This is a genomic window from Brevibacillus borstelensis, from assembly GCF_003710865.1.
Taxonomy (GTDB): Bacteria; Bacillota; Bacilli; order Brevibacillales; family Brevibacillaceae; genus Brevibacillus; species Brevibacillus borstelensis.
Genome location: NZ_RHHO01000009.1, coordinates 105665 through 126568 on the forward strand (window position 1 = coordinate 105665; position 20904 = coordinate 126568).

The following is a 20904-nucleotide window of genomic DNA, read 5'->3' on the forward strand; positions in this document are numbered from 1 at the left end:
CGATTAGACGTGTCATCCCCTCTCCTACTCTCCGGTACATAACAAAAAAGCCCCCGAAGGCGCTTTTTCTTCATAATCCCGCTATTCTTTTGCCCCATTTCTCTCTAATAACTCTGTGAGCTTTGCGTCGTTTATTTCCCTTGAGATTTTTAACGGCGAGTCTCCATAAAAATCTTTGATATTGGGATCGGCTTTGTTCATTAGCAAGTACTCCGCTACCTCATGCTTTTTCCCGATGACAGCATGTAAAAGCGCCGTTCTTCCATCATTGTCTGTAACATCGGGATTCATATTATTCTGGATGAACGGCTTTACCTCGTCCACATTGCCGTTTTGTGCAGCACGGATGAACTCATTTGGGTTGAAGGTTTCATCGTAATTGTCATTGTAATTCTTCGTTTGCCCGAGGTGAAAAACAGCGGAAAATTGAAATAAACCGATTCCAACAAGCACAGTGAATAGGGCAAAAATCAAATATCGTTTATTCATATCGCACCTCATTCTTTATAGACAACCCCTATGAACGTATATGGCAGCAGCAAGCCTAACTCTTTGCATCCTGTTTACGTAACAGAGTCATTTCAACGAAAGGCTGCTTTGCTTATTCCTTTCTGGAACGACAAGCACTTTGGAAGGCCACTCGCCAACTGCCACTTGTTGCTTCTGTTTAAGCTCCTCAGTATCAAACACCGATAGGGTCCCCTGTGTCATATTCGAGACAAGGAGGTTTGAACCATCCAAAGCGATAGAGGAAGGCGTTGGGGATTGCAGCTTTGCTTTCAGCTCCATTTTTTTCAGGTCATAGACTGAGATCGTGTCCCCCGTCATGTCCAAGTCCGTAAAATGATTAACGAAGGCTATGTCTCCCTTTCGCACAATGGATTGAGGAAAGGTTTCTTCCAAAGTGATCTCCTGCAAGACAGAACCTGTTTTCGGATTCAGCACCTTCATTTTGCTCGTATAGGATTCCAGACGTTTCACCCACTTCGGTTTAGGTCCTTTGGCGAACCCGGCATAGACAGCTATATAGTGATCCTGAAATGGAACAACGCCATTGGGCGGAAGTTCTTCCGGAATATCGTTCATGGTTATGATTTGGTACTTGCCCGTCTCGGCTTTGCCAATTTGGACCTTTTTTGCATACTGCCCATAATTATGCGCCCCGCCTGAGTTCACGTACATCGTTATGCCGTTTTCTGCCGGGATCATAGAGCGCACGGCCCCAGGTACGGTTAGCGTCTCGATGAGAGAAAAAGTGTCGAGATCGACAAGCATGAAATGAAAACCCACATTTCGGGATTCCACGGATGAAGCAATATACGCGATTCGATCGTGAATAAAAAGCTTTTGCGGAATGTAGGGCAGGGTCAATGTTTCGTACGAAAGGTCGTATAGATTCACGGCGTACAGGTCTTTTCTGGGCTCCTCAATTCCTGGATCAATCAGATACAGCGTTTGCCCATCGATCTGTGCATCGATCAGGAATTTGCCGATTTTCTTCTCCTTTACTACTTTGTAGTCTTTATCCAAAGTAACAACATTGGATTTCCCCGCTTGTTTGATGACTGCCAGATGCGGTGTTTTATTTTGCAAAGGCATTTCATCCGTATTCTGGCAGCCTGCTATGAACAGGATGGATACGAGCAGAAACAGCATGTATTTTTTCAATTGGGAACTCCCTCCGATCATACAGAAACGGACAGAGGCAAAATGGCTTCGGTCCATTATAGAACGCAACTACCTGAGCGAAGATTCTGGCGTGAAACGAACTGTATAAATCATCCAAAAAATTACTTAGCCGGACTGATCATCTAACGGATAATGCAACTTTTCATTTGACTATTCCGCAAATTCCACAAAAACCCTTTTCCGCGGGGACGAAAAATGAAACTGGAACTGGGATAAAATTAATTCAATGTAGTTAAACGTATCCGAAAAGAGTATAATTATGTAAATGGCAAGAAAAACCATTAGATGAGCCTTGTACGTTTCTATCAATCCAAAAGGAAGATGACATATGCGGTTGTCATCTTTTATCAAAGCAAGGATCAACTCAAGAAAGAGAGAACGATATGAAAAAAAACCTCTTGATCGTCATGAGCTTGCTCATCATGATGAGTGTACTGACAGGTTTCCAAGCGGTATCCACCAACCCGTTGCAACAGTCGGTGAAATCCAGCCTCGTCCCTGTTTCCAAAATGGCGCTTCCTTCGAAAACCATTATCGGGTTTGGGGAAGCTACACATGGCAACAAGCAATTTACGATGCTAAAGTTGGATATTTTCAAGCATCTCGTAGAAAAGCAAGGATATCGCGTATTCGCCATCGAAGGCGATTTTGGCGGAGGGCAAAAGGTCAACGAATACATACTGGGAGGCAGCGGAACTGCCCAAGATGCGGCAAAGGCAATCGGATTTACCATCTACAATACGCAAGAAATGGCAGCCCTTCTCTCCTGGATGCGCTCCTATAACGAGCATCGGGATGCAAAAGACAAAATTCATTTTTACGGGTTTGACATGCAGCGCTATGACCACAACAAAAACGGGCTGTTCTCCTACTTGAAAAAGGTGGACCCGCCACTTGCCTCCAAGTATGAGACGGCACTTGCGAATCTGAATGACAAGACAGTGTATGATCAAAAGAAAGCCACCGTACAAGACGGGCTCTCCCATATGAAAAGCCTGATGGAGCGTATGAAAGAAAATAAATCCGTTTATATCGCCAAAAGCTCCGAGCGAGAATATGAGCTGGCACTGGCCTTTGCCGAGGCGATCAAGCAAAACGCTACTCTTCGCGGAACCAATGCCAACTATAGCAATACCCGCGATTTCTATATGGCGGAAAAAGTGAAGTGGGTCTTGTCCTACGAAAAGAAATATTACGGTCGCGAAAAACTGTTCATCACCGGACATAATGGACACATTGAAAAAACCTCCACTACCGCAGGAACAGCCACTTGCATGGGGGCCCATCTCGCCAAAGCCTTTGGGGACCAGTATTACGCCATCGGCAGTGAATTTTACGAAAGCTCCTTTATTGCCAATGACGCCTTTACCAATGAGCGAAAGGAGTTTCATGTAAAAAATAGCGGCAACGATCGGCTGGCTGTACTGTTTGCACAGACAAACATGCAGGATGGATTCCTAGATTTTGCAAAGGCCAAAAATAATGAAAGTTTCACCGCCTACCTGAATAAAACGCAGCCCATCAGTGCCATCGGAGCAGTCTTTAGCGGATTGTATGAAAAAATGGAAAAGATGTATACGTTGCAGATGGTTCCGGCGAAAGCTTTTGATGCGCTGATTTTCGTGCGGACTGCTACTCCTTCGGTAATGTTAAAAGAGTAACGGAGCGGGAATTGTCGGGTTCCTTGCTGATCATACCGTAGTTTAAAGAAAGAGAATGCCCTTTTTGCTGATGCAAAAAAGGCATTCTCTTTCCTAATTCTATCTGCTTTCCGTATAAATTTGAAAGGTCACGCCAAATTTGTCAGTTACATCGCCAAACCCTGGGCTAAAAGAGTTTTCTTCAAATGGTATATTCACTTGACCGCCTTGCTGCAGGGCTTCAAAAAATCGTTTTGATTTTTCCACGTCATTCGTTGAAAGGCAAATGGTTACCTGTTTGCCCTTGGGAATAGACGAACCGGTTGGAGCATCGGAAAACATGAGTTCCGTTTCACCCACACGCAGCTTTGCGTGTGCCACAAGATTCTTTACCTCATCCGTAAAAGTATCAGGCATTTCCGGCATATCACCGTAAGTAATGATGGTGAGGACTTCGGCACCTATCGCTTGTTCATAAAACTGAATAGCTTCCCTTGCGTTCCCTTCCAAATTTACATAAGGGGTAAGTTTTACTGTCATCCTAGATCAGCTCCTTTTTTCCCATCATACCTTTTATCAAATGCGTTGATTTCTTTTCAATTGCTATCTTCAATAACCCAAACATTGTATTGGTTCTTCTGCTCATTTATCAGCCTCTCATTCAAACAAGCTGTGGTGCAAAAAATACTGTTTGACAGGACACCAAATGGTGTCGTATTATCAAAACAGACACCATTTGGTGTCCGAATGACGATTTATTCATTTTGTAAAGTTTGAATCTGAATAAGTTTGACTTGAACCAATTAAAAGAAGAAAACCAATGAGCAAGCTTATTGGTACGGAAACAACTGCGAAAGTAGAAACCCAGTCAGAGGAAAAAAGATTGAAAAAAGTGCATGCTGACGAAATATCGCCTCGTGGACACTGCGTCCGAAGAGTTGCATACTGTAAGGAGGTGGTGAAATCAACGGCTGTCCCTTAGTACACCATAGATTTCTCCTACATAAAATCATATTTTTTGGAGCGGGTAGCTGTGAACGAGAACAACCAGCGGGATGTGTTTGACGCGATTGCAGATCCAACCAGGCGCCGATTGATTCGTCTGTTGGCAGAGGCAGAGGAGATGCCGCTTCATGAGTTAACCACGCATTTTGAAATGGGCCGTACAGCGGTATCCAAGCATTTGACAGTCCTGAAAGAGGCCGGACTGGTACTTGATCGAAAAGTCGGCAGAGAAACGCGATATAGGCTGAACGCCTCTCCACTCAGAGAAATTCAAGATTGGGTGGCTTTCTACAGCAAGTTCTGGAGTACGAATATGTTGCGCTTGAGCCAACTATTAGAGGAGGAAGAAGAATGAGTTTAACCTTATCCCTGGATTTTCAGTACAAGACATCGATGGAGAAGCTTTGGACCGCCTTGACCGATTCAAGCAAGCTTGCCAAGTGGGTGGTCAACATCCACACCGGTCAGGCAATGGAAAATGATTTTAAACCCGTCGTAGGACACCGTTTTCAGTTTCGTACGGAACCGAACGAATATTGGGATGGAATTGTTGAAGGCGAAGTGCTTATCGTGGAGCCACCACACCGATTGTCCTATACTTGGGGCAGCGGAGAGGAGAAGCATACGATCACCTGGACGCTGCAGGATGTAGGGGACGGAAAGGTTAACCTTCATCTCGAACAAACCGGATTCTCAAATGCCCAAGCACTGGGTGGAGCTAAGTATGGCTGGACCAAATGGTGCGGCGAGCTTGAAAAGGTGTTGGAACAATAAGCGCATTCAATATTTATGCATCAATGGCGACAGCCGTATCGAGGCGATAAACAGCAAAAACCGGAGCACGTAATCGCTCCGGTTTTTTGCTGTGCCATGCCATGGCCCCTCAGACGTTTCGACCACGCTGGTTTCGTTTATTCGATCTCGTTTCGCTGGACGGAAGCGACCGGCTCCACGTTTTCCGTGTACATCCGCTTCACCAGCTCGCTCTCGCCCTCTACTCGATCCCCCTGCTTTGCCAAAAAGTCCTGCGACTCCCGCTGCTGATCATTCGGCTTTTTGTTGTTCGGTCTGGACATGTCTGTCCCCCTCCTGTTCTGCGGTAAACACCCTTCTTACTATGAGTGCCTCTGAGGGATTTTATTCCGGGTCCGTGAGGTTACTCAGCCAATCTTTTTGCCCCGCGCAGATCCGGTGTCCCGGTTACGCTGAAGCGGATACCTTCGATCTTTTTGCTGTTGAGGTAGTTTTCGTTGTTGAAATAGATCGGGATGACCGGCATATCCTGCATCAACACGGTTTCGGCGTCGTGCAGAAGCTTCATGCGCGCTTCCTCGTTTTGTTCGACCTTCGCTTTTTCGATCAGCTCGTCAAACTTCGGATTGGCCCAGTTGGTAAAGTTGCGGGAGCTTTTCCCCGTGTACAGCTCCAGCATCGCGAGCGGATCGAGGTAATCGCCGTTCCACCCCATGCGGGCGATCTGGAAGTTTTTCTGCTTGAACGTATCGATGTAGGTTTTCCACTCCTGATTTTCCAGCTTCACCTGCATGCCCAGGTTTTTCTTGAACATTTCCTGCAGCGCTTCGGCGATCTTCTTGTGGTTTTCCGCCGTGCTGTATTTCAGCGTAATCGGCGGAAGCTCTGTCCAGCCTTCTTCCTTCAAGCCTTCCGCCAAAAGCTGCTTCGCCTTGGCCGGATCGAACTGATAGTATGGCGCCACTTCTTCCCGGAAGTCCTTGCCCGCAGGAGTTTTCACCCCGAATGGCGTGTAGCCGTACGCCGGGAGCTGGCCTCCCATGGTCACGTTTGCCGTCAGGATGTCCCGGTCGATTGCGTAGGAAAAGGCCTGACGGATTTTCGCGTTGGTGAACGGCTCTTTCTCTACGTTAAACGTGTACGTATAAATGCTGTAGTCCGGGAACGATTTGTACTCTTCTTTTCCCTTTTCCTGCTCAATCACGTCGATTGGCAAAGAGTCGATCAGGTCAAGCTCTCCCGTTTTGAACATCTGGTAGTAGGTAGTCGCTTCGTTCACCATCTTGAAGTGGACGGTCTCCATCGTTACCTTGTCTTTTTCCCAGTAGCTCTGGCTTTTGGCGATGGTCAGCTGACTGTTGTGGTCCCAGCTCTCCACGGTGTACGGGCCGTTGGTCACGATGCCTTTCGCTTCCGCTGCCCAGTTTTTGTCCGCTTCCACAACTTTCTTGTTCACCGGCAGATAGGCGCGGCTCATCATGATTTTCGGGAAATAGGTGATGGGGTCTTTCAGTCTGACGACGAGTGTGCGGTCATCCTTTGCCTTGATCTGCACGTCATCCACGCTGCCTTTGCCCGAGTTGTACGCCTCCGCGCCTTGTATGTAGTAGAGCGCAGATGGTTCATAGGCGGCAGTCTGCGGGTTCAGCACACGCTTCCAGGAGTATTCGTAGTCATGCGCCGTTACCGGATCGCCGTTCGACCATTTCATCTCGGGGCGCAGGGTAAACGTGTAGGTTTTGCCATCCGGGGAGACTTCCACCTTTTCGGCTGCGCCTTCCACGATGTCCCCGTTTTGGCCGTAGCGGTACAGTCCTTCGTACAGATGGTCGATCACCCAGTACGAGGTGGTATCGGAAGCGAATGCCGGGTCCAATGTGTACGGTTCACCCCGCAGATTGGCGGTCATGACTTGTTTGACGGCTGCCCCCGTCTGTTGATCGGAAGACGCAGCCGGCTTATCGCTGCCGCATGCGGAGAGCGCAGGCACGGCGAGCGCCAGCAGTGCGGCAAAAGCGAGCAATCCTTTTTTCATCGATGATTTCCTCCTTGTTCTCCTCTGTCTACTGTACAAAATGGCAAGCGATCCAGTGTCCGCGCCTCACCTCCTTCCACTCCGGCGCTGCTTCGGCGCAGACGCCTTGGGCCGCCGGGCATCTGGTGCGAAACGGGCACCCGCTTGGCGGATGAATCGGGCTCGGCATCTCTCCGGTCAGGACAATCTGCTCCCGCTCTTCGCGCTGGGCAGGATGGGAGACCGGCATGGCGGAGATCAAAGCCTGCGTGTACGGATGCAGCGGTGCTGCAAACAACTCCTCGCCCGGTGCCAGCTCCATCATCTGCCCCAGGTACATCACGCCGATCCGGTCGCTGATGTGCTTTACCATCGCCAGGTCATGCGCGATAAACAAATAGGTGATGTCCCGCTCTGCCTGCAGATCTGCCAGCAGATTGACGATTTGCGCCTGAATGGATACATCCAGTGCGGAGATGGACTCGTCCGCCACGATAAAGCTCGGCTCCACCGCAAGCGCCCGGGCGATCCCGATGCGCTGCCGTTGTCCGCCGCTGAATTCATGCGGAAAGCGTTTGGCGTGGCCGGGGTGCAGTCCGACCAGCTCCAGCAGGCGGTAGATGCGTTCTTCCCGCTCTTTTCCTTTTGCCAATCCGTAGGCGTCGATTCCTTCGGCGATGATGTCGCCCACCCTGAGCCGCGGATTAAGCGAGGCTTGCGGGTCCTGGAAGATTAGCTGCATGTGGCGGTTTGCTTCCCGCCTTTCGTGTCTGTCCATCCTGGCGAGGTCTTTTCCTTGAAACAGGATGCGCCCCGCCGTAGCCGGGTACAGGCCCACGATCGTCCTGCCCAGCGTCGACTTGCCGCAGCCGCTTTCCCCGACGATACCGAGCGTCTCCCCCCGCCTGATGGCAAAAGAAACGCGGTCAACAGCCCTGACCCGTTGGCCGCCGCCAATTTCAAACGATTTGGCGAGATTCTCCACCTCCACGATGTTGTCAAGCATATGTCTCCCTCCCTGCTGCAATCCACGCTTCCGCCTTCGGGGCACGCGGGTCGTTCAGCCAGCAGCTCGCCTCATGAGAATCGGAAAACGATTCGGCTGGCGGCATATGCGCCAGGCAAATTTCCATAGCAAAGCGGCAGCGGGCGGCAAACGGACAGCCGGCTGGCGGACGAAACAAATCCGGCGGAGTCCCTTCGATGGGGACCAGCCGCTCTTTTTTTCCTGCCGCAAGACGCGGCACAGACTGCAGCAGCCCTTGTGTGTATGGATGGCGCGGGTTGTCAAAAATCTCTTCCGCCCGGCCGCTCTCCACCACTGCGCCCGCGTACATCACCGTCACGTGGTCGGCCACCTCTGCGACTACGCCCAGATCGTGGGTGATCAAAATGATCGATGTGTTCAACTGCTGCTGCAGCTCCTTCATCAGCCGAAGGATTTGCGCCTGTATGGTCACGTCGAGCGCCGTCGTCGGCTCGTCGGCGATGATCAGCTCTGGATGGCAAGCAAGTGCCATGGCGATGCCGACACGCTGCCGCATGCCTCCGCTCAGCTCGTGCGGATATTGTTCATACCGCCTCGCCGCCTCCGGAATGCCCACCCTCTCCAGCAGCTTCAGCGTCTCTTCCTTTGCTTCCGCCTTCGTCTGCTTTCGATGCTTGATCAGCCCTTCGGCAATCTGTGTCCCGATTTTCATCGTCGGGTTCAGCGAGGTCATCGGGTCCTGAAAGATCATGCCGATCTGCGAGCCGCGAATCTGCTGCCACTCCTGTTTCGTCAGCCGGGTCAGCTCACGCCCGCGAAACCGGATGCTGCCGCTCTTTACCTGGCCGGATCGGGGCGGAATCATCCCCATCAATGCCCGGGCAGTCACGCTTTTTCCGCAGCCGCTCTCTCCGACAATGGCCAGCGTCTCTCCCTCCCTCACGGAAAAGGACACCCCTCTCACTGCCTGCACCTCTCCGCCGTACGTGCGAAAGGAGACGCGCAGCTGGTCTACTTCCAACAATGGCTTCACGATGAACTCCCCCTCATTTCCTGATGCGCGGGTCCAGCGCGTCCTGCAGACCGTCCCCGAGCGCGTTGCACGCGAACATGGCAAGCGAAATCATGAATCCCGGAAAAAACAGCCGCCACCACTGCCCGCTCAGCACAACCGCCAGCGCGTCGTTGGCCATCGTTCCCCAACTGGCCGTCGGCGCTTGCACGCCCAGACCGAGAAAGCTGAGAAACGACTCGGCGAAGATCGCATGCGGAATCGTAAAGGTCAGGTTGACGATGATCACGCCAATCGTATTGGGCAGCAGATGCCTGATGATGATTTTGGCATGGGAGGTGCCCAGCTTTTCTGCCGCCAGCACAAACTCCTGCCGCTTGATCTGCATGAGCTGTCCTCTGACCAGGCGGGCCATGCCCACCCAGCCGGTCAGCGAAAGCGCAATAATGATCGTGGCGAGTCCCGGCTCCAGAACGACCATCAGCAGGATCACCACCAGCAGATACGGGATGCTGTAGAGAATTTCAGCCAGCCGCATCAGGATGTTGTCCACTCGGTCACCCAGCCTGCTCCTTCCTGCCATGTATCCGGAAATGCCGCCGATGCACACACCGATTACCAGGTCGATGGCCGCCGCCACCACACCGATAAACAAAGAGATGCGGCCGCCCATCCAGGTACGCGCCCACATGTCCCGGCCCAGATCGTCCGTTCCAAACCAGTGCTCGCCCGAGGGCGGCAGATTCCCCTGCGTCAACGACTGCTCATGCGGGCTGTGAGGAACGAGCATCGGTCCGAAGATCGAGAGCGCCACCACCGCCGCGAGCAGGAAGAACCCGAGTATCGCCAGCTTGTTGCGGCATACCCGCTGCCATACCTCCTGCCAATACCCGAGGCTGGGACGTTCCCGCTCTTCCCCGGCAAGCCGGCTTGGGTCGACAGGTCGAAACAGCGAATCCAGTTGTGTTGCCTGATTGGCCATAACGCTATCTCCCTCCGCTCGTCAATCTGATGCGCGGGTCAATCACCCGGTACAGCAGGTCGATGATGTACAAAGTAAAAATGAGCACAAAGCTGTAAAAAACAGTCATTCCCAAAATGACCGGATAATCGCGGTTAAAAATGCTTTCCACGAAGTATTTGCCAAGCCCCGGAATGGCGAAAATCTTTTCCACCACAAAGGTTCCGGTCATCAGGTTGGCAAACAGCGGACCGACAAAGGTAAGCACCGGCAGTATGGTATTGCGCATCCCGTGTCTGACGACGATGGAAAAGGTGCCAAGCCCTTTCGCCTCCGCCGTGCTTATGTATTCCTGCTGCCAGACTTCCAGCATGCTGGCTCGTACGAATCGGGCGATAATGGCAAGCGGCCCGATGGCGAGCGCAAGCGTCGGAAGAACCGAATGCTCCCAGCTCCCCCAAGCCGCGACGGGCAAAAGCTCCCATTTGACCGCCATGTATTTGATCAACAGCGGTGCCAGAATAAAACTGGGGACGGAAATCCCGACGATGGCCGCGAACATGGACAGAAAATCCAACGCCCGGTTTTGGTAGAGCGCCGCGACGATTCCGACTGTGATCCCACCTGCCAGCGCGACAAGAAACGCCTGGAGCCCCAGAACAGCCGAGGCGGGAAAGCCCTCCGCAATCAGCGTGTTCACGTCCCTTGTCTTGGACTGGATGGACGGCCCCAGGTCAAATTGCACCAAGCCTTTCAGATAGAGCAGGTACTGCATAGGGATCGGCTCATCCAGGTTGTACTGGGCCCGCATGTTTTTCACGACTTCTTCCGGAAGCATTTTGGCGTCAGACGCGAACGGGTCGCCCGGAATCAGGTGCATGATCACAAACGTCACCGTGACAATGATCCACAGCGTAACCAGCATGAGAAAGCCACGCTTGACCGCATAATGAAGCACGTTGTTTCCTCCTTTGTGCAATTGTAATACTAAGTAAATAAATACGAATACTATGGATTATACATACAGAAAGCCCCTCTCCAGAAAGAAGAGGGGCGATTTGTACGGTTCCCACCTTCTTATCTCTCAGAATAACTCCGCAGGATTTAGCACCGTAAGGTCCATCAGACCAAGGTTGCCGGGTTTCATCGGGCCAGTCCCTCCACCACTCTCGATAAGAATGTTTTATGAAGTTAAATTTCATTCACTAAATTCTTTTTTATCTTATCATTTTACTTGGATATGTCAATGCGGTTTTAGTGCATTTGATTTTTGTTTATTTGTTAGATTATTTGGTTATTGACTCAGGTTGTTGATCCCACACATTATGCCTTCTATTTGATATAAGTAATTTTTAACCGACGATGTTAGGTTATTATCCCTCAATAATAGTACGTCTATAAATTTGATGCTAGGATTAGGTGTCTATAAAATATGTTGCAGAAAGTCAATATGTTCTTTGGAAAAATAATTCCATTACAGGGAAACGGAAAATTTTGTCGAATAGGGTAATAAATTGAGTCTAAAAGACTATAAGCAGGGGGTTCATATGTCACTTACAATTTCACCACTAAATCTAACGTTAGATAAACAAAATCCCAGATTTGTTGTAATAAGCGATAATAGTGAAGAATCCATTCGGAAATATATGGCGATGTACGAAGATGTTTGCCAATTAGCAGAGGAAATTAATAATAACAGAGGTCTCTTATTAGGAGAGCGAATAGTAGTCATTCATGAAAATAGCAAATATGTTGTAATGGAAGGTAATCGTAGAACAGTAGCTCTCCAGTTTTTGCTAGACAGAACACTGATCCCTGATGGTTTTAATCATAAAATCCCCAATGTTGCAAGCGAAACGCTTGCTAATATTACCACTATTGAGGTAGATGTCGCTCCCGATCGAAATTACGCAATTGCCTTAATGAGTAGACGACATATTCAAGGCGTAAAAGACTGGAAGCCATTAGCAAAGAAGCAATTTTTCGCATCAATGTACAATCAAGGTAACTCAATAACTACTTTAAGTGAGAGAACGGGAGTAAAAATATCTGAAATCCGAAAAGATATACGCGATTATAAATTTCTTCTAAAAGCTTCAAAGAAATACAAGGATGCCCATCCTGATTTTAATGAGGATTTAATAAACATTAAGATTGATCCTTTCTTGCGAATTTTTTCAGCCACTCAATTCGTCGGAAATAAAAAAATGAAACCTACAGATCTACTAAAAATTAAATACGATTCTCAAGAAAACCTTTACAGCGAACTTCCAGATAAAGTGTTTTATGTAATTCTTGAAAAGATTTTTAAAGAAACCATAGTAGATAAAACTATTAAAACACGGAATAGTCTGTTTGATGTTACTGGGGTTAAGAGTTTACTTGAGAACTTTATAAAGACATCTGAAGGAGGTAACGGCACTAATTCGGGAACTGAATCTGCTCTCAGTGGTGAGCCTGCCCCTGGTAGTGAACCTACTCCTGATGATGGGCCTGCTACCGGTGGAGGACCTGCTACCGATGGAGGACCTGCTACTGGTGGAGGACCTGCTATCGGTGGAGGACCTGCTACCGGTGGAGGACCTGCTACCGGTAGAGGACCTGCTACCGGTGGAGGACCTGCTACCGGTGGAGGACCTGCTACCAGTGGAGGACCTGCTACCGGTGGAGGACCTGCTACCGGCAGAGGACCTGCTACTGGTGGGGGACCTACTCCTGGTGGTTCTTCGCCCTGCTTTTTCTTTGAGCACATCTCTTGGTCAAGACTTTCCCCAAATAATATTGAACATGCCGGTCTAATCGTTGCCCTAGATGAACTCTATAAGATGTCGACTAATACCGTAAAGATTAATGGGAGGACCGAAAAAATCTATAAAATATATTCTGTTGCTGCTGGGATGGTCCTGCGAACTGCCTATGAACAAGTATTAAAATTACAGCTAAAAAAAACCGGGTTATGGCCAGGTCTGGTTAGTCAGTTCCAAATACCAATGTTAAGTAACATTGAGAATCATATTAAAAGAAATATTAATACTGCCCTTCCCGATCCAGCCATGAGAACGGCCTTTAATCAAGTAACCAATTCGCGATCCCGGGATTTTTTAAACACAACTGTCCATAATCCTGGTTTAGTACGTACAACGGCCTCTTCTCTTGAAGGTTTAGCAAGTGGTGGTCTTTTCTCCTTAATTCAGCTTATAATTAATGATATATAAGTATTCGAATTAAAATTTATATTAGAATGGAGTACTACGGATGCCAACTACAATAAATCCTTTACGTTACCCTGGCGCAAAAAGACAGTTGGTTCCATATATCTCAAGATTATTAGAATCTAATAATCTATTAGGAAGTACTTTTTACGAACCATATGCCGGGAGCGCGGTTGTAGGGCTTGAACTGTTACAAAAAGGACTAATAAACAAACTAATCTTAGTCGAAAAAGACGTCCTAATTTACTCGTTTTGGAAATGTGTGTTTAGCTGTGCTGAAGAACTATGCAATAGGATAGAAGAGACTTCAATAGATATAAAAACCTGGATAACTCTTAAGCCATTACGTGATGTTAAAAATCCTCATGATAGCAATTTGTTAGACTTGGGGTTTGCTGGACTCTTTTTCAATAGAACTAACTTTTCAGGAATACTTAAAGCCAACCCAATAGGTGGTATAAACCAAGATTCTTCATATAAGATTGATTGCAGATTTAATAAACCTTTACTCATTGCTCTTATAAAAAAACTGGCTCAGTTAAAAGATAGAGTCGAGATTCATTGGGACGACGCGATAAACTTTATGAATAAGATTAAAAGCAACTTTCTTAAGGAAAAGAGTTTTGTCTATTTCGACCCGCCATATTATTCTAAAGGAGAAAAGTTGTATCGCCATTTTTATTCTAGTGTAGATCATGAAAGTCTAGCCAATTTTGTTCGCCATAGTAAACATTATGATTGGTTGATAAGTTATGATGATGCCCCCTATATTTGTGGTCTTTATAGCGGGATCGGTGCCAAGTATTGCCCTTTCTATCTTGATTATTCTGTTTCAAAAAAACAACGTTCCACGGGTAAAGAATTGCTAATTTCTAACCTTCCCTTACCACCAGTTAACATCTATAAAAAATTGATAATAAACAACTAAAAATATGATGATTTTTTGGGACAATGAATGCCTAATCGAGATCTGCAAGGTCTAAGAGTAAATTCTGAATCCTCGTCTATTGAGTCCTTTGTTTATTTTGCTGACAAACCATATACGACGATCCCCTAGCTTCATGAAATTTTCACAAACACAACTCCATTTCAGTGGCATTGACCTCAATGGTCAGTGCCTTTATTTTTCAATAAGTTCTTGACAACTCACATTAGTTTGTGCAATTTAGTTACCAATATAAAAGCTACTATCGACATGGGACACCCTACGATAACTGTTTATTCCTTAAAGGAATTCTCGTCCGAGATAATTTTAATACTGTGATATGTACGGAGGAGGTGGTGGATAACGAACCCCCGCCCGAAAACAGCGATACATAAGCATATTCGAGTGCAGTCGTTTTATAGAATTTCGATTAACAACCTGCGAAACGATACGCCAGCTGAAACCTAGCCTGATTGATATCTTCCTTTGGCCTCAAGCGGATACCTCCGGTGTATCTCACTAAAGTTGAACGCTAGTCATGCCATATGGGTTATGGAATGGTAGCGCCTCACTAATAATTAAGCAAATTAAACTTGAAACCCCCATTCATTCTATCCAATTAAAGCCCACTTCTTTTTAGAAATTTCTTTACCTTGCTATTAGCGTCTAAGTGATTACATTCTTTAGCACCTAAAATAACACTACTTGAAAAAGCCCCCTATAGTCATTTATTTAAGGCAGAGAAATAATTCAAGATGAGTCTGTTTAGAACTTTGTTATTCCCTTTGGAATACAGCCTCTTCAATAATAATCTTTCAACCACATCCCCAACAATCTCACCAGGGAGTCCATAATCTAATCCGGCAAATTCCCAGACCTCGTCCCAACTTCATAAGAAGCCCGCACATGATCATACATAAGATGCAAAATCATGCCGGTCGCCGCATGATCCAGGTTATGGCAGTGGTCCATCCACATGCCCGGATTGTCCGCGACAAATGCGACCTCATACGATTCGCCGGGCAGCACGTTTAACGTATCGGTAAGCCATGGAGTCTTCACCTTCTCGCCGTTCTTCTTCAAAACCGTCATATGATGCCCGTGCAAGTGCATCGGATGCTCGGTCAAGCTTTTATTCACAAAGGTCGTTTTGACGCTATCGCCTTCTTTGACGACAAAAGTCGGCACCCGGGGATACACCTCTCCATTGATCGTCCACAAAAAATGAAACGTGCCGTTGTAAAATCCCATCTCGTTTCCGAGAATCATCTGGAATTCCCGATCGAATTTTTTCGCTGCCGTGACGTCATTTGTGACGGGCTTACCGTAATCGGACGGGTCGAACTCGGCAGATTCCGCCTTGAAGATCGGTTCCTCCGGAGGGGTTTCGGTATAAAAAATGATGCCAGGATTGCTCGTGTTCTTGTAATCGCCGAGTTTAAAGAGAACGGGACGGTCCGGCATCGTGAAGGTCACGTCGTATCTGCCGCCCGAACCAAGCCGCAACGCTGTTTGATCGGACAATGGCTGCGGGTCTTGAATCCGCATCCCGTCAATGCTCGTGATTCGGAAATCGGTCCCCTGCAGAAGATATTTTTGTGAAAGCTTATGCGTATTGATGATTCTCAGCTTTACTTTCTTCCCCGGCTTTACCTGCTTCGTTTGCCAACCGTCTTCTTTTCCAAAGGCATGTTTATACCCTTGGCTGGTCGTCCAGCGATGGTTGATGACGGTAAACTGTTCGTCAAAGGTTTCCGCGTCCTGCTTCGACTCGACAATCAGCGTGCCGAAAAGCCCTTTCACCACTTGCTCCGACGCTTGCTGATGAGAATGGAACCAGTACGTCCCTTCCTGCTCGGCCCGAAACTTGTAAGTAAACGATTGCCCCGGTTTCACGACATTTTGCGTCATCCCCGGCACGCCGTCCATTGCATTCGGCACGTTATAGCCATGCCAATGAATCGTCACTCCGCTATCGATATCTTTATTGATCAGCTTCACTTCGACCATATCGCCATGCTTCACCCTGAGCTCGGGAGCGATTTCGCCGTTATACGTCCAGGCATCGATCACGGCTCCAGACGCAAGCGGTATCTTCTCTTGCTGTGCCACCAGTTCGAACTTCACATCGGCAGGAGCGGAAATATCTCCGGTCAGAGCTGCTACTTCAACTGTCCCTGTGCCGGTTTGATGATGAGCGCCATGCTGCTCATGACGATGATGCCCGGAGACTGCAGACATCCGTGTAGCCGCGCCGCCCCCTTCGTCAATCCGGTCGTGATTCATCATGTCGGATGCTTCCGGCAGCTTGGAGGCTTGCACTCCCGCCAGTACGTTTGATACAAGGATGGCGATTGCGACCACCGCGGTTAGCGTACCAGCAGCAACGAAGTTGACCATCCTGTAAACAAGCCCGCGCTGAAGCGGTTCCCCCCGTACAACCTTCGCGTACCTTCTTCTTGCAAAAATCGCCGGCACAAGCAAAAGGAGCGCAACCAGCATCATCCGTTGAACGACCTCAAACGGGCCGGGCAGAACAGGCTGGGCAAAGACGGTGCTGAAAGCAGCAATGCCGGATGCGAGCGCTGCCGCATAAAAGGACAGCAGTACGGATGGATGAGCCACTGTGCGCAACGCTTCCGTCGTCGGTGCATCTCCACCGGAGTCCCGCAAGCTTTTTAACCGGGGCCATACCGTTACCGTCAAATACAATTGAGGAATCAACGTCAGCGGGATAATCGCTTTGACCGTTCCCTCTACAAACAGCCAGCCGCTCGTAACGAGTTGGCCGATGATGATCGCGTACCACAGAGCACTCAGAAGAAGCGCCGCGCCACCCACCCGCAGAAGGAAAGCTCTCCTCTTTTTCAAGCTGTCGCTGGTTTGCGAGTAAGGAAGGCCTGTTGCCACAATACCGGCGATCCCCCACAACAGGGTCATACAGATCGTAAGCACGATGCTGGAAATGGTTTCAAACATGGTCTCCCCTCCTCGTGATCGGATGCTTCGTCATTTTGCCGCTTCTTGCTTGGGCTTCCGGACGATCGGCTTGATTTTTCCAAACGGTTTGAAATAAGTGATCGCCGTCATAAAGATCAGCGAGACGATATTGGCAATGGCTCCGCCAATCAATGAATAACTAGTGTTCAGGAAGGCAGCATCGCCGAGCGCAAGGAATCTCTCCTGTTCGGCGATCCGAACGATTTGAGACAACCAGTCTGCCATATACCCGATGCCGAAACCGATCAACGATACAGTCAGGATCAGCTTAATCAAGATCCAGTAATGCTTGAAAAGCCCCCAATTCGTCCAAACGGACAAGACAATGCCGGTGAGCAGCGCGACTACAGCGGTGTACCGGATGAAGACAACATCGACCAAATGCATATTGTCCAAGGTGTAATACAGCTGCTCGCCGTTCTCCGCCTTCAGCATATACATACCGAGCAGCAGCATGACCATCGCTCCGCCAAGCCAGCAGACGACCGAAAGCACATGGATGATGATGAGCAATTGCTTTTTCCTGATCGACAATTTGTAACCCATACTCCAATCCTCCCTAACAGCTTCTTTGTTAGCCATCCTACCAACGAAATGTTGCGAACTTGTGGTGAACCTATTTACACATTGTGAGGGCCACAGATATCCGATAAAGTGGTATTAAATGGGCAGTACTGGGAGGTTGAAAATGGGGAGTAAAGTTCTGATCGTAGAGGATGAAATCAAAATCGCATCGCTCATCGAATCGTTTCTTCAGAGCGAAGGATACGATTGTCTAACAGCGATAGATGGCAAAACGGCCCTGCAGCTCTTTGCAAAACACAAACCGGATATTGTGCTCCTGGACTGGATGCTTCCGCAAATGAACGGACTGGACATTTGCCGGCAGCTCAGACAGATCGGCTCTCCCGGCATCATCATGGTCACGGCCAAATCCGAGGAAACCGACAAAATCGTCGGCCTCGAAATGGGAGCGGACGATTACCTGACAAAGCCTTTCAGCTTGAGGGAGCTTTCCGCCCGAGTCCGTTCCCTCTTGAGACGGATGAACAGAAATGAAAGCGACGGGTCCGGCAGCGTGCTGCGAAGAGGCGATTTGACGATTCACGAGGACAGTCTGCAGGTGTTTAAAGGGACAGAGGAGCTGCATCTCACTCCAACCGAATTCAAAATCCTGCACCTGCTGGCGTCGAAGCCCGGACGGGTGTACAGCCGCATGCAGCTTCTGCAGCACGCTTTCGAGGAGGAATTTGTCGTCGACGAACGGACGGTAGATTCCCATATCAGCAAGCTCCGCAAGAAAATAGAGAACGGCAGCCGGACCTCCGACTACATTCAGACGGTATACGGATTCGGCTACCGATTCGGAGCGGAACATGAAAATTAGAACCAAGCTGTTCCTGACGATGAGCGTAATGATCGTGCTGCTCCTGCTTTTTCTGCTCGTTGTCACGCATGCACAGTTTTATATTTCTCGTGATTTTGCTTATCTGGAGGATAAAGCTGCTTTTGAATCATTAAAGAAAGAGTTCGAACAATTCTATAGGGACCACGGCAATTCATGGGAACATGTCGGCGACGCCAGGTTTGAGTATTCCGCCCCCTTTGCCGGAATCGTTTTGTCTGCAGATGGAAACTTCCTGTATCAGCAAGGAAAACTAAGCGCGGATGAACTACGCAATGACGGCTACAAACTCGTGCTTGCCTCGGGTGACAAGAGGATCGGCAGGCTGTACGTGATGAACGACAGTCAGTTCAAGACGTATGAGTTTAAGAAGATGTGGTACGGCATACTGCCCAATATCGGCATCGCTTCCCTGCTGTTCACCTTTGTCGCGGCTCTGCTGACCATCTTTTTGTTGTCCTGGAGACTGACAAGCCCTATCCGCAAAATCATCGCGGGCATCGAGGCCATCAAAAAAGGCGACGCTGCAGCCATCTTTCCGGAACAAAGGAAAGATGAATTCGGAGCGATTGCCAAGGCTCTTCGGGAGATGAACGATTCGCTGGCAGCCGCAGAACGAACCCGAAAACAGCTGATGTCCGATGTCGCCCACGAATTGAAAACGCCGCTGATGATCATTCAAGGGGAATTGGAGCTGGCTCATGAGACCGGGGCCCCCCTTTCTCCGGCCAAGCAAGCTTCCCTTCTCGATGAAGTATTGCGGCTGTCGCGTTTGGTCCATGATGTACTGGATTTGTCCAGGCTTGAGGCCGGCATGATGGAACTGCACCCGCGAACGGAAAACCTGGTCGTGTTGTTGGAGGATGTCACGGCGAAGACCCGGTTTATGGCAGAGGATAAGCACATACAGCTTTCCGTGCACGCCGAAGAAGAGAATATTCCTGTGTCGGTTGAGAAATCCCGGATTCTCCAAGCGCTGTATAACATCCTGTCGAACGCCATCTACTATACGAATCCCGGCGGCCAAATCCGCCTCCATGCGGAAACCGTACACCTGCCCGACCGGCAGCAGCCATACGCCTGTATCCGGGTGGAAGACAACGGGGTCGGCATACCCGAAGCGGATTTGCCTCATATCTTCAACCGCTTTTATCGAGCGGATCATTCCCGTGCCCGCCCGAGCGGCGGGACAGGTCTCGGGCTCGCGATCGCGCAGCAGAACATCGTGGCTCATCAGGGGTGGATTGAGGTGGAAAGCGAAGTGGGGAGAGGTTCTGTGTTCAAAGTCTATTTGCCGATGTGACGGATGGAGGCAATCTTGTGACAGACTCTGATGGCTGAACAATATCATTCCGACAATGAGGGCCGAGCAAAAACTGCCTATATTCAGCATGTTGTCGACCTGGCTCGAACTAAGCAGGGACTCCCTCTTCAAAAAGTATGGGGATAGTTGCTATCACCCCCGTTCCACTCCCGCTCCATTAGACATTCCTGTCCTCAGTTGAGAAAAAGGCAGCCGATGAACTTGTCGGCTGCCTTCGTGTCATTATTCAGCGATCGATACCCGTTAGTTTCCTGTAAGACGCGTAATGGAGTGTTCGGCGCAAAAGTCGAGCATTTCCTGCGTTTCGCGAATCCCGCCGATCATCGATCCAGCAAACGACCGCCGCTGACCGATAAGAGACAATACATGAACGGACAACGGCTCCGCCGGGGCACGGACGTTGACCAATGTACCGTCCACTGCCAGCAGCGATAGGTAGGCGTTCAGATCGATCTTCGCGCTGACTGTATTTACGATGAGGTCAAACGAACCAGCCAATTTTTTAAATGTCTCTGGATCGTTCGTGGCATAATAATGGTCCGCGCCAAGCCGCAAACCGTCTTCTTTCTACTTTACTGTTTGTGATAAAACCGTAACCTTTGCCCCCATGGCATGGGCGACCTTCACAGCCATGTGTCCAAGCCCCCCAAGTCCAACCACAGCTATCTTCTTGCCGGGAACGCCTATGTAGGGGTAATTGAGTGGTGGATCGAAATGAAATGCCGTACCCGCCGCAAGTTATGGCCAAACAAGTCGGGGTTTTGTTAGGGAGAAGTCTGTAGTTGATATATAACAAGAGCGTCCTCGGGTCTGTCAAGATTTTTGTGTAAACTCAATCAACCAATATATGAAAAGGTTTCATCCCCCTAATTGGGCCATTTTTCGAAACCAATAGAGTCAAGGGCGAAAGGCGAAGCGAACCCTTGACGCGTTGGTGGAGAGAAAGATAATCCCTTCGGGGATGAAGCCTTTCATT

General features: G+C 49.0%; 18 protein-coding genes, 2 pseudogenes and 1 riboswitch. Of the genes and pseudogenes, 8 read left to right on the forward strand and 12 right to left on the reverse strand.

The window, feature by feature from the left end; translation table 11 throughout:
* Nucleotides 1-81: 81 nt before the first annotated feature.
* Nucleotides 82-489: an ankyrin repeat domain-containing protein gene (locus tag EDM54_RS04650; protein ID WP_227277873.1), complete on the reverse strand. Its 408-nt coding sequence runs from the start codon at nucleotides 487-489 to the stop codon at nucleotides 82-84.
* A gap of 87 nt (nucleotides 490-576) precedes the next feature.
* Nucleotides 577-1668, reverse strand: a complete 1092-nt coding sequence (locus EDM54_RS04655; RefSeq protein WP_122957846.1) for a YncE family protein — start codon at nucleotides 1666-1668, stop codon at nucleotides 577-579.
* A 404-nt stretch (nucleotides 1669-2072) separates the two neighbouring features.
* Between EDM54_RS04655 and EDM54_RS04665 the strand changes: the two genes are divergently transcribed.
* The gene (locus EDM54_RS04665) at nucleotides 2073-3350 is read left to right on the forward strand and encodes an erythromycin esterase family protein (RefSeq protein ID WP_031933190.1); all 1278 of its coding nucleotides are present in this window, start codon (nucleotides 2073-2075) and stop codon (nucleotides 3348-3350) included.
* A gap of 99 nt (nucleotides 3351-3449) precedes the next feature.
* On the opposite strand, the gene EDM54_RS04670 is transcribed toward EDM54_RS04665, so the two are convergent.
* Nucleotides 3450-3869, reverse strand: a complete 420-nt coding sequence (locus EDM54_RS04670; RefSeq protein ID WP_003390150.1) for a VOC family protein — start codon at nucleotides 3867-3869, stop codon at nucleotides 3450-3452.
* A 493-nt stretch (nucleotides 3870-4362) separates the two neighbouring features.
* Between EDM54_RS04670 and EDM54_RS04675 the strand changes: the two genes are divergently transcribed.
* Together EDM54_RS04675 and EDM54_RS04680 are read left to right on the forward strand one after the other, a co-directional pair.
* A complete protein-coding gene (locus EDM54_RS04675) occupies nucleotides 4363-4689 on the forward strand; it encodes an ArsR/SmtB family transcription factor (RefSeq protein ID WP_003390152.1) in 327 nt (108 codons plus the stop codon).
* The gene (locus tag EDM54_RS04680) at nucleotides 4686-5108 is read left to right on the forward strand and encodes an SRPBCC family protein (RefSeq protein ID WP_003390153.1); all 423 of its coding nucleotides are present in this window, start codon (nucleotides 4686-4688) and stop codon (nucleotides 5106-5108) included. The genes EDM54_RS04675 and EDM54_RS04680 overlap by 4 nt, the downstream gene beginning before the upstream one ends.
* 137 nt (nucleotides 5109-5245) lie before the next feature.
* On the opposite strand, the gene EDM54_RS26370 is transcribed toward EDM54_RS04680, so the two are convergent.
* The 6 genes from EDM54_RS26370 to EDM54_RS04705 all read right to left on the reverse strand — a co-directional run bounded on the left by EDM54_RS26370 (nucleotide 5246) and on the right by EDM54_RS04705 (nucleotide 11020).
* Entirely contained in the window at nucleotides 5246-5410 is a 165-nt protein-coding gene (locus EDM54_RS26370; protein ID WP_155808004.1) for a hypothetical protein, read from the reverse strand.
* 80 nt (nucleotides 5411-5490) lie between these two features.
* Nucleotides 5491-7122 carry a peptide ABC transporter substrate-binding protein gene (locus EDM54_RS04685; RefSeq protein ID WP_122957847.1) on the reverse strand — a complete coding sequence of 544 codons (1632 nt, stop codon included), beginning with the start codon at nucleotides 7120-7122 and terminating at the stop codon, nucleotides 5491-5493.
* A 28-nt stretch (nucleotides 7123-7150) separates the two neighbouring features.
* The gene (locus EDM54_RS04690) at nucleotides 7151-8107 is read right to left on the reverse strand and encodes an ABC transporter ATP-binding protein (protein ID WP_024984618.1); all 957 of its coding nucleotides are present in this window, start codon (nucleotides 8105-8107) and stop codon (nucleotides 7151-7153) included.
* Complete coding sequence (locus EDM54_RS04695; RefSeq protein ID WP_122957848.1) at nucleotides 8100-9122, reverse strand: ABC transporter ATP-binding protein; 1023 nt, start codon at nucleotides 9120-9122, stop codon at nucleotides 8100-8102. Before EDM54_RS04695 ends, EDM54_RS04690 begins: the two co-directional genes overlap by 8 nt.
* A 13-nt stretch (nucleotides 9123-9135) precedes the next feature.
* Nucleotides 9136-10083 (reverse strand): ABC transporter permease, encoded by a 948-nt coding sequence (locus EDM54_RS04700; protein ID WP_122957849.1) that lies wholly within the window; start codon nucleotides 10081-10083, stop codon nucleotides 9136-9138.
* Between the two features lie 4 nt (nucleotides 10084-10087).
* The gene (locus EDM54_RS04705) at nucleotides 10088-11020 is read right to left on the reverse strand and encodes an ABC transporter permease (RefSeq protein ID WP_122957850.1); all 933 of its coding nucleotides are present in this window, start codon (nucleotides 11018-11020) and stop codon (nucleotides 10088-10090) included.
* Between the two features lie 116 nt (nucleotides 11021-11136).
* Nucleotides 11137-11241, reverse strand: a riboswitch (SAM riboswitch).
* Between the two features lie 368 nt (nucleotides 11242-11609).
* Between EDM54_RS04705 and EDM54_RS04710 the strand changes: the two genes are divergently transcribed.
* Together EDM54_RS04710 and EDM54_RS04715 are read left to right on the forward strand one after the other, a co-directional pair.
* Entirely contained in the window at nucleotides 11610-13277 is a 1668-nt protein-coding gene (locus EDM54_RS04710) for a hypothetical protein (RefSeq protein WP_122957851.1), read from the forward strand.
* 40 nt (nucleotides 13278-13317) lie between these two features.
* Nucleotides 13318-14202, forward strand: a complete 885-nt coding sequence (locus EDM54_RS04715; protein ID WP_122957852.1) for a DNA adenine methylase — start codon at nucleotides 13318-13320, stop codon at nucleotides 14200-14202.
* An 852-nt stretch (nucleotides 14203-15054) separates the two neighbouring features.
* On the opposite strand, the gene EDM54_RS04720 is transcribed toward EDM54_RS04715, so the two are convergent.
* Nucleotides 15055-17178: a multicopper oxidase family protein gene (locus EDM54_RS04720; RefSeq protein WP_122957853.1), complete on the reverse strand. Its 2124-nt coding sequence runs from the start codon at nucleotides 17176-17178 to the stop codon at nucleotides 15055-15057.
* A gap of 30 nt (nucleotides 17179-17208) precedes the next feature.
* Complete coding sequence (locus tag EDM54_RS04725) at nucleotides 17209-17745, reverse strand: hypothetical protein (RefSeq protein WP_003392916.1); 537 nt, start codon at nucleotides 17743-17745, stop codon at nucleotides 17209-17211.
* A 142-nt stretch (nucleotides 17746-17887) separates the two neighbouring features.
* On the opposite strand from EDM54_RS04725, the gene EDM54_RS04730 reads away from it, so the two are divergent.
* On the forward strand, nucleotides 17888-18586 hold the full coding sequence (locus EDM54_RS04730) for a response regulator (protein WP_122957854.1): 699 nt from the start codon (nucleotides 17888-17890) through the stop codon (nucleotides 18584-18586).
* Nucleotides 18576-19907, forward strand: coding sequence for a sensor histidine kinase (locus tag EDM54_RS04735; RefSeq protein WP_122957855.1), 1332 nt, complete (start codon nucleotides 18576-18578; stop codon nucleotides 19905-19907). Before EDM54_RS04730 ends, EDM54_RS04735 begins: the two co-directional genes overlap by 11 nt.
* 282 nt (nucleotides 19908-20189) lie before the next feature.
* On the opposite strand, the pseudogene EDM54_RS04740 reads toward EDM54_RS04735, so the two are convergent.
* Nucleotides 20190-20606, reverse strand: a pseudogene (locus EDM54_RS04740) (zinc-binding dehydrogenase); the annotation flags it as partial.
* Here EDM54_RS04740 and EDM54_RS26880 point away from each other — a divergent pair.
* Nucleotides 20601-20710 (forward strand): annotated as a pseudogene (locus tag EDM54_RS26880) (TetR-like C-terminal domain-containing protein); the annotation flags it as partial. The pseudogenes EDM54_RS04740 and EDM54_RS26880 overlap by 6 nt on opposite strands.
* Between the last annotated feature and the right edge of the window lie 194 nt (nucleotides 20711-20904).

Excerpts from the sequence above, each read along its gene's own strand:
- EDM54_RS04650 (WP_227277873.1), bottom strand. The coding sequence starts at position 489 with ATGAATAAACGATATTTGATTTTTGCCCTATTCACTGTGCTTGTTGGA.
- EDM54_RS04665 (WP_031933190.1), top strand. The coding sequence starts at position 2,073 with ATGAAAAAAAACCTCTTGATCGTCATGAGCTTGCTCATCATGATGAGT.
- EDM54_RS04670 (WP_003390150.1), bottom strand. The coding sequence starts at position 3,869 with ATGACAGTAAAACTTACCCCTTATGTAAATTTGGAAGGGAACGCAAGG.
- EDM54_RS04680 (WP_003390153.1), top strand. The coding sequence starts at position 4,686 with ATGAGTTTAACCTTATCCCTGGATTTTCAGTACAAGACATCGATGGAG.
- EDM54_RS26370 (WP_155808004.1), bottom strand. The coding sequence starts at position 5,410 with ATGTCCAGACCGAACAACAAAAAGCCGAATGATCAGCAGCGGGAGTCG.
- EDM54_RS04685 (WP_122957847.1), bottom strand. The coding sequence starts at position 7,122 with ATGAAAAAAGGATTGCTCGCTTTTGCCGCACTGCTGGCGCTCGCCGTG.
- EDM54_RS04690 (WP_024984618.1), bottom strand. The coding sequence starts at position 8,107 with ATGCTTGACAACATCGTGGAGGTGGAGAATCTCGCCAAATCGTTTGAA.
- EDM54_RS04700 (WP_122957849.1), bottom strand. The coding sequence starts at position 10,083 with ATGGCCAATCAGGCAACACAACTGGATTCGCTGTTTCGACCTGTCGAC.
- EDM54_RS04710 (WP_122957851.1), top strand. The coding sequence starts at position 11,610 with ATGTCACTTACAATTTCACCACTAAATCTAACGTTAGATAAACAAAAT.
- EDM54_RS04715 (WP_122957852.1), top strand. The coding sequence starts at position 13,318 with ATGCCAACTACAATAAATCCTTTACGTTACCCTGGCGCAAAAAGACAG.
- EDM54_RS04720 (WP_122957853.1), bottom strand. The coding sequence starts at position 17,178 with ATGTTTGAAACCATTTCCAGCATCGTGCTTACGATCTGTATGACCCTG.
- EDM54_RS04725 (WP_003392916.1), bottom strand. The coding sequence starts at position 17,745 with ATGGGTTACAAATTGTCGATCAGGAAAAAGCAATTGCTCATCATCATC.
- EDM54_RS04730 (WP_122957854.1), top strand. The coding sequence starts at position 17,888 with ATGGGGAGTAAAGTTCTGATCGTAGAGGATGAAATCAAAATCGCATCG.
- EDM54_RS04735 (WP_122957855.1), top strand. The coding sequence starts at position 18,576 with ATGAAAATTAGAACCAAGCTGTTCCTGACGATGAGCGTAATGATCGTG.